Origin of the sequence: Meridianimarinicoccus aquatilis, from assembly GCF_004358675.1 — a bacterium.
Classification (GTDB): Bacteria; Pseudomonadota; Alphaproteobacteria; order Rhodobacterales; family Rhodobacteraceae; genus Meridianimarinicoccus; species Meridianimarinicoccus aquatilis.
In genome coordinates this window covers 1-6,467 of sequence record NZ_SMZO01000102.1, presented here as the reverse complement: position 1 = coordinate 6,467, position 6,467 = coordinate 1, and the positions used below count along the sequence as shown (strand labels likewise).

The 6,467-nt window shown below is 61.1% G+C and carries 5 protein-coding genes and 1 pseudogene; 2 read left to right on the top strand and 4 right to left on the bottom strand.

Translation table 11 applies throughout. The features are described 5' to 3' along the window. The 4 genes and pseudogenes from E2L05_RS20125 to E2L05_RS20110 form a co-directional block, all read right to left on the bottom strand. Positions 1–458 (bottom strand): annotated as a pseudogene (locus E2L05_RS20125) (phosphomannomutase); the annotation flags it as partial. Then, positions 451–1,713 (bottom strand): glycosyltransferase family 4 protein, encoded by a 1,263-nt coding sequence (locus tag E2L05_RS20120; protein ID WP_176600833.1) that lies wholly within the window; start codon positions 1,711–1,713, stop codon positions 451–453. The pseudogene E2L05_RS20125 and the gene E2L05_RS20120, both read right to left, overlap by 8 nt. A gap of 112 nt (positions 1,714–1,825) precedes the next feature. After that, entirely contained in the window at positions 1,826–3,094 is a 1,269-nt protein-coding gene (locus E2L05_RS20115) for a nucleotide sugar dehydrogenase (RefSeq protein ID WP_133344799.1), read from the bottom strand. Positions 3,095–3,432: 338 nt separating this feature from the next. Beyond that, positions 3,433–4,461 (bottom strand): replication initiator protein A, encoded by a 1,029-nt coding sequence (locus E2L05_RS20110; RefSeq protein ID WP_133344797.1) that lies wholly within the window; start codon positions 4,459–4,461, stop codon positions 3,433–3,435. Here E2L05_RS20110 and E2L05_RS20105 point away from each other — a divergent pair. Next, positions 4,460–4,672 (top strand): hypothetical protein, encoded by a 213-nt coding sequence (locus tag E2L05_RS20105; RefSeq protein WP_133344795.1) that lies wholly within the window; start codon positions 4,460–4,462, stop codon positions 4,670–4,672. The genes E2L05_RS20110 and E2L05_RS20105 overlap by 2 nt on opposite strands. A gap of 225 nt (positions 4,673–4,897) precedes the next feature. Further along, a complete protein-coding gene (locus E2L05_RS20100; protein WP_133344793.1) occupies positions 4,898–6,301 on the top strand; it encodes an AAA family ATPase in 1,404 nt (467 codons plus the stop codon). Positions 6,302–6,467 lie beyond the last annotated feature (166 nt).

The following is a 6,467-nucleotide window of genomic DNA, read 5'->3' as shown; positions in this document are numbered from 1 at the left end:
GGGTCCTCGCGGCGCTGCGTGCCGGGCGCAGCGACCGGTGCGAAATCGTTTGCGGCGGCAAGATCGTGAATCGCGTCCAGACCTTCGGGGCCGGAAATCGGCCGCGCGCCCGCCTGCACCATCTTGATGCCATTGTAATCGATCGGGTTGTGGCTGGCCGTGACCATCAGCCCGCCGCCCGCGCCATAATGATCGGTGGCGAAATACACCTCTTCGGTGCCGCACAGGCCAATGTCGATCACATCTGCCCCGCCCGCGGTCAGCCCGGCGATCAGGGCGGCCTGCAATTCGGCGCTGGTGGCGCGGATGTCGCGGCCGGTGACAACCGTGCCGGGCTGCATCACCTGGGCAAAAGCGCGCCCGATGCGTTCGCAAATCCCGGCATTCAGTTCCTCGCCAAGGCGCCCGCGCACATCATAGGCCTTGAAACATGTGAGCCGCTGTACCGTATCAGTCATCCGCCGGTTTCCTCCCTTTGCCAATCACGCGCTTATAGGCCGCGATCAGCGTATCGACCTGGTAATCCCAGCTCAGTTCCTGCTCCACACGGGTACGTCCGATGCGGCCCATCTCTGCCCGCGTCTGCGGATCATCGATCAGCGACAGAATTTTACCCGCCAGATCGGCGGTGTTGTTCGGCTCGGCATAAAGCGATGCGTCCTGCGCGCTGTAGCGCCCCTCGGTCACCTCGAACTGCACGATGGGTTTGGAAAACGCCATGTATTCGAGGATCTTGTTCATGGTGGATTTGTCGTTCATCGGATTCACACGATCCGGGTTCACACAAACATCCGCCGAGGACAGCACCGAGAACAATTCCGCATCCGGCGCGCGCCCGGTAAAGGTGACATGATCGGCCAGCCCCAGATCGGCGGCCATCGCCTTGAGATCATCCAGCGCGGGCCCGCCGCCGACCAGCACGAACTGTACGTTGCGGCCGCGGTCAAACACGATCTCCCGGGCGGATTCGAGCAGCAGATCGATGCCTTCCTGATCGCCCATGACACCGACATAGCCGACCATGGCATCGCGGCCGTTCTTCCAGTGCGGGTCAGGGTCCATCACGTGCAGCCGGTTCAGATCCGGCCCCGACCGGACCACGAACACATCTTCCGACGCTTTGCCGCCGCGGGTCATGGCAATTTCGCGATAGCTTTGGTTGGTCGAGATCACCACATCGGCGGATTTGAAGTTCAGCTTTTCGAACAGCACCATCAGCTTCCAGAAAAAGCCGCGCTTGTTGAACTTGGCCTCGTACAATTCAGGGTTGATGTCGTGATGATCGAAAATATAGCGCTTGCCAAACAGCTTGAACTGCCAGGCGATCAGGAACAGCAAATCGGGCGGGTTGCATCCCTGGATCGTGTCAAAGCCATGCTTCCGCAGGATCTTCCAGGCCAGCCGCGTTTCGTGAAACAGCGCGGCCCCGTATTCCAGCAGGTACCCGGACGCCCCCTTGGCATCAAGCGGCAGGTTGTGGCGATAGATATGCACTCCGTCGATTTCCTCGTACGGGGCCTCATATCCCTTGCCCGTGGGGCAGATCACACAAACCTGCGCGCCCGCCGCCGTCAGGGTGCGGCTTTCGTGCCAGACCCGGCGATCAAAGGGCAACGGCAGGTTCTCAACGATGATCAGGACCTTGCGGCCCTCCAGGGGCCGGTCCGTACGGACGGCGGCCATACGGGGGGTGTCAAGGCTGGTGCCGGTCATGGCAGACTCCTATATGAACTTGGAACACAACGCATCCACGCGCAACGCGCCGGGCATCCTTGGCCTGTCGCCAGCGACACCTGCGGCAGCAGAGCGGCAAAACGGCTGCGCCTTATGGCAAGCTGCCAAGATCGCGCTGCTCGACATCCGCCGACAGATCAAGGTCCTTGACCGTCGCGTTGGTGACGATCACACGGGCATAATTGCCGGCCTCGGCAGCGGCCTTGTCCACCAAAAGACCCTCGATGGTGGGCAGTTGCGAATAGGCATAACCAAGGTTCGCACCGACCAGCTTGGCGGCATCGATGGCAGGGTCATAGATGTCCAGGTCGAACCCGGCAGCCAACAGCTTGCGCGCCAGATCGACATTCGGGCTTTCGCGCAGATCGTCAGTGCCCGCCTTGAAGGCCAGTCCCGCCAGTAGCACTTTCGCGCCCGGCTCCAGCCCTTCGGCGGCATATTCATACAGGCGGTGCTTATGCGCCTCGTTGGACCGCAGAAGACTGTCCACCAGCGGGGTCGGTGCACCGCTGTCGGCGGCAATGTATTGCAGCGCGCGCACATCCTTGGGCAGGCACGATCCGCCAAACGCCCCGCCGGGCCGGGTGTAATAGGCCGAGATGTTCAGCTTGGTGTCCGATTTGAAGATCTCGTGCACCGTGCTGGCCTTGATGCCAAGCTGCAGGCAGACGCGCCCGATCTCGTTGGCATAGGCAACTTTCACGGCGTGCCAGGTGTTGTCGACAAACTTGGTGAACTCTGCCTCGCGATAGCCCACATGAAAAGTCGGGGCCGTGATGTTGGCGTTCAGGGTTTCCATTGCCGGGTCGGGCTGGCCGTCCTTGGTGCCGATGACGATCTTGGGCGGCTCGAAATAGTCTTTCACCGCCGAGCTTTCGCGCAGGAATTCGGGGTTATAGACCAGCGCGATCGCGGCGTCCGTGGCATCGCCCAGACGGGCTTTGAAAATCGGGGCGATCAACTCTTCGATGGAACCGGGGCGAATGGTCGAACGATACGCAACGGAAAGCGGCGTCTTGCGCGCGGGGTCCACGGCGGCTGCAATCTGACGGGACACATCGGCGATATAAGCCATGTTGTGCGATCCGTCTGGCCCGGATGGGGTGCCGACGCAGACAATGGCCAGATCGGCCTCGTCCAGGTGGTGACCGATCTCGGTCGCCGCATCGATCAGGCCTTTCTCCAGCCCACTGCGCAGCATCTCTTCCACGCCGGGTTCCACGATCGGGGCATGGCCTGCCCGAATGGCGTCTACCTTCTTGGCCGAGACATCAATCCCAACCACTTGGTGGCCTTCACTGGCAATACAGCAGGCTGCTGTGAAACCAACATACCCCAACCCGAAAATCACTACTTTCATCATCACGTCCCTGGTTCGCACTCCGGACCCCGACTTGAGGGAAACCGGTAACAAATTGGTTGTGCTGCGGCGATGGTGGAACGCGGATGCGCGCCCGGTACAGGCATCGCCCCGGCTACGCAGTGCAGGCTAGGACCTTTACCCGCCGGTGTCCACGCAACATACGCCGCATCGCGGCATAGGGCCAAAGTCGTTGCATTGGTGTTTCGCGCGCGAAACACCGGAGCGGACCATGATACAGGCGGCACAGCCAGAGCGCAGGTCACGATTGGTCATATGAGAGGGCGCAGCTTTTTCTTGCCGATGCGTGTCAGCTTTTGAGATGCGCGTTTCGCGTTTTACTTTTGAGATGCGCGTTTCGCGCAATACGCCACAAAGGCCTTGCCCGGACTGCGCAGATGCGGTCGGCCGGTTATCACCCAATAGCTGCGCCAATCCGCTTCCAACGCATAGATGTCCCAGCCAGGTGCAACGGCGCGGGCGGCTTCCAGCGTGCCCTCGGGCAGGCGCGGGGCCTCGGCCTCGTCGATCACCGCCGCGCGGGGCGTGACAATCACCAGATCGCCCTCGACCACATCCAACTGGTAATCGGGCAGCAGATCCGCCGACGCCATGTCGCGGATCATCTTGCGAAACACCCGCAGCGGCGAGGCCGATCCCGACTTGGCGCACAGCACTTTCATGGAGACCTGCCAGCGCGCCTGACGGCCACAATGCTTGCGCGCCAACTCATAGACCCGCCGCTCCAGCGGTTTGCGCAATTCGAAATACCCCGGCGCCAGTGTCAGCACCGTGCGCGACAGCACCGCCCGAAACAGCCAGTCCGACAGCGTGACCGAGACCGACACCATCCGCCCCGACGCCGTGCGCCGCACGATCGACCATTCCTCGATCAGACCGAAGCCCGATGTGGTCACCGTCTCGCCGGTGGGAATGTTGGTCACGATGCGCGTGCCTGACAGCCGTTCGAACGCATCACGCAGGCGCCGGTAACTGTCGCCCGAGGTTTCGCGCCGGGTGGCGATCAGCAGGTCATGGGCCGTCAATTCCAGCTTGCGCGACACCGCCCGGCCGGCATTCATCGCCGCCACCAACTGGCTGATGCAGAAGATCAGGATGTCCTTGTCATGGATCGTGGCAAGCCCCTTTACGCTGGGCGTGATTTCAACGCTGACCGCCCCGTGATCATAGCGCAGCACGCGCCGGTCCGGCCGGGTGGACAGCGAAAAGACCGGATGCTCCATGCTGGCCATGTCATCTTTGGGCAGGGCGCTGGGAATGTCGCACACAAAGAAATCCGCCAGGGCGGGATCGGGCGGCGGCGCTGTGGGGCGCGCACGCGAAGACGGGGACAGGGGCCGGGACATGGACCTGTTCTACACCTCTGAAATTGGCCGCTCTGCGGGGCCTTGCCTGACTGCTCGACGTTTCGTCGTTTTATTTACACCCAGACTAGAAAGCCCCGAGGCACGAGACAAGACCGGCGGCGGCATCGCTTCGTGGGTCTGGAATCGCTTCATCGTGGGTCTGGAGTCGGAATATCGTGGGTTTAGAGTCACCTTACCGAAAATCAGCTGATAAAAATATTTATAAACAGCAGCTTGGAAAAAATCGAGTTACCCTTAACAGATATCTAACGGATATAATAACACAGCGCTTATGGACCTGCCTGAAAACGCTGCCGGGGCACCCATATGCAAGCCACTGATTTGCATAGAAAATTACATGTTCTTATCTATTTCTGTTTCATGTGCGCAAAATTATGGTACATTGAAAAAAAATAGGCATATCGAGCATCCCATCATGAGTGACACAGATCGGCTTCCGCCGTATTTCAACATTCCCCCCGACACGGCACTGGCAGAACTTGGCCCCCCTGTGGGCACAGACGGATTTGCCAAAGCGGCCTCTCAGGCGGCACAGGGCCGGGCCGATCTTGTCTCGCGCGGGCTCAATCCGGATGGGCATAAAACCCTGCGGCGGTTTTCAACTTGGGAAGTTACCCGCTATCTCATTCCTGTCGCGACACCCCATTTCCGCCGCGTGCTAAAGCAAAACCCGGACCTGCCCCAAGGCCATGCTGAAACCGCCGGCGGGACACGCTGGTTCACCTTGGACGAGGTGCTGCGCCTGCGCGCATTCTTCGCTGCCGAGGGATCAAAGTCCAAAGGCTACCTGCCCTATCGCCCCAAGGATCTGCCCGCCAAAGTGGTGGCCGTGGCCAACTTCAAAGGCGGCGTTGGCAAGACATCCACGGCGGCACATCTGGCCATGTCTGCGGCGCTGGATGGTTATCGGGTGCTGGTGATCGATCTGGACAGCCAAGGGTCCATGACATCGATCTTCGGCGGCACGGTCGCGGATGAATGGGCCACCGTGTTCCCCCTGCTGGCCCGTGATTATGCCGAAAGCCTGCAAGCTGAAAACCGGTCCCGCATGGGGCGCGGGGATACGCCCTTGCCGCTGGATGACATGCTGGCGGCAGCGCTCAAGGTGCGGGCGGGGGATCTGGCGCAAAAAACCCACTGGCCGAATATCGATCTGATCGGGGCGCAGCTGAACCTCTATTGGGCCGAGTTTCAGGTGCCGGTCTGGCGCATGGGGCTGAAAGGCTGGAAGCTGTGGGACGCGCTGACCAATCGGTTGGATGCAGACGGGATGCTTGATGAATATGACATTGTCATCCTCGATACCCCCCCTGCCCTTGGCTATCTGACCATCAATGCCCTGTCAGCGGCGGATATCCTGCTGGTGCCGCTGGGGGCCTCGTTTCTGGAGTTTGACAGCACGGGGCGGTTTTTCGACATGCTTCATGCCACGTTCAATTCCATTGAAGAGGGCGAGAATATCGCCGCCCGCGCCCTTGGCACACCCGAGTTACGGTTTGAATGGGACGCGGTGCGCGCCGTGGTCACCCGGTTCGATGCCAGCCAGCAGATGGAACTGGCCAACCTGATGCAGGCCTATATCGCCCCTTACATGTCCCCCTACCGGCAGGACTTTACGGCGCTGGTGGGGCAGGCTGGCGAACAGGTGGCCGGCATCTATGAAGCCGATTACCGGGACTTCAACCGCGAGACCTATATCCGCGGGCGCGAGACGTTCGATGAAACCTATGCCGCGTTCAAGCGGCTGCTGGTGGGCGCATGGCGCCGGGACGAGTTGGAACTTCAGCAAGCAGGCCCGCACGGGCAGGCCCCGGTATGAGCAACACATCGCCCCGTCTTTTATCCTGGGCCTGCCGCGGGGCCCGTGTTTCGCGCGCGAAACATCGTGCTGCCCTGTGCGCGCATGACGCCTGTCTGACATGAAAGGATCTGCCCCATGGCCCGCCGTCGCCGTCTGACCCCTGCCCAACCCGGTTATCTTGGCC

What these genes read in the sequence shown, in the direction of transcription:
- E2L05_RS20120 (WP_176600833.1), bottom strand. Translation starts at nt 1,713, where the DNA reads ATGACCGGCACCAGCCTTGACACCCCCCGTATGGCCGCCGTCCGTACG.
- E2L05_RS20115 (WP_133344799.1), bottom strand. Translation starts at nt 3,094, where the DNA reads ATGAAAGTAGTGATTTTCGGGTTGGGGTATGTTGGTTTCACAGCAGCC.
- E2L05_RS20105 (WP_133344795.1), top strand. Translation starts at nt 4,460, where the DNA reads ATGGACCTGTTCTACACCTCTGAAATTGGCCGCTCTGCGGGGCCTTGC.
- E2L05_RS20110 (WP_133344797.1), bottom strand. Translation starts at nt 4,461, where the DNA reads ATGTCCCGGCCCCTGTCCCCGTCTTCGCGTGCGCGCCCCACAGCGCCG.
- E2L05_RS20100 (WP_133344793.1), top strand. Translation starts at nt 4,898, where the DNA reads ATGAGTGACACAGATCGGCTTCCGCCGTATTTCAACATTCCCCCCGAC.